Source organism: Thalassoglobus neptunius (assembly GCF_007859735.1).
Lineage (GTDB): Bacteria > Planctomycetota > Planctomycetia > Planctomycetales > Planctomycetaceae > Thalassoglobus > Thalassoglobus neptunius.
In genome coordinates, this window is record NZ_SIHI01000152.1 from 1 (window position 1) to 1,009 (window position 1,009).

Below are 1,009 nucleotides of genomic sequence, written 5' to 3' on the forward strand. Positions count from 1 at the left end.
TCGCGGACCATGCTGGAACGGGCTGAGTTGTAGTACTCTGTGAATTCTGCGAGCAGGTAATCGAGATGCTGTTTTCCGAAAAGGACGAATTTCGAGAGACATTCAAATTTTATTGTTTGAATCACGCGCTCACACCTGCCATTCAAATTTGGGGAAGCCTTGGGTAACACGTTTGTCCGGACACTGCGAGATTTCAATTTCTCGGTGAACTCTTTCGAGAACTTGGTATCGCGATCATGGATCAGAATCTCCGGTTTGTGTTCACGATTCTCAGTCTGATCGAGGAACAGCGTGGTTTGTTCAGTCACCCAGGCTGAGTTGGGATGCTCGGTTGACGTGGAGCAGATCAATTCCCTCGTTTCCATGCAGAGGAATGCCATCACATACATTCGCTTGAGTCCGAACCTCGTCACGGTCCTGACCGAAAAGAAGTCGACTGCCCAAAGTGTTTCCGCATGTCGTTTGACGAAGTTGTCCCATGACTCGGAGGTCTTGTCAGGTCCTGGTTCGATGCCTTCTTCTTTGAGGATACGTCGGACAGTCTGCCTGCTGATTTTCTTGATCCCCAATTTTCTTAATTCGCCGATTATTCGGGTGTATCCGAAGCCCGTGGTCGTGGCTATGGCCAGGACTAGCTCACGGAGTTCTCTTGGCTTGCGTTGACCACCCTTCTTCTTCCCTGTTTCCTTCGAGTTCTTGTCCGCATCACGAACCCAGCGATAGAACGTCGATGGAGAAACGATCGTGATCAGTTCTTCGATGGCGCGACCGATCACTGTCCCGAACTTCAGGAGCCTCTTTCGCTCCCCTTTGCGTGTGTGAATTTGCCCCGGAATCCGCGCCCGAAGAATCTTGTTCTCTTCCTTCAAGTACTGGACATATTTGGCCAGTTCAGACTCCGTCGCGGAAGCAATCAATGCCAGCAGTGGGTGGAAAATCTTCGGCATCTCGGTATGGTCATAATCTCTAACATGGATTGCTGTTGCACATTCATGGAACAGCGCTTGGT

The 1,009-nt window shown here is 50.2% G+C and carries 1 protein-coding gene; it reads right to left on the reverse strand.

Annotation, left to right across the window (positions count from 1 at the left end; all coding sequences use genetic code 11):
• Positions 1-947, reverse strand: a 947-nt coding sequence (locus tag KOR42_RS26350; RefSeq protein ID WP_146512760.1) for a DDE-type integrase/transposase/recombinase, incomplete at its 3' end; no start/stop codon positions are given.
• Positions 948-1,009 lie beyond the last annotated feature (62 nt).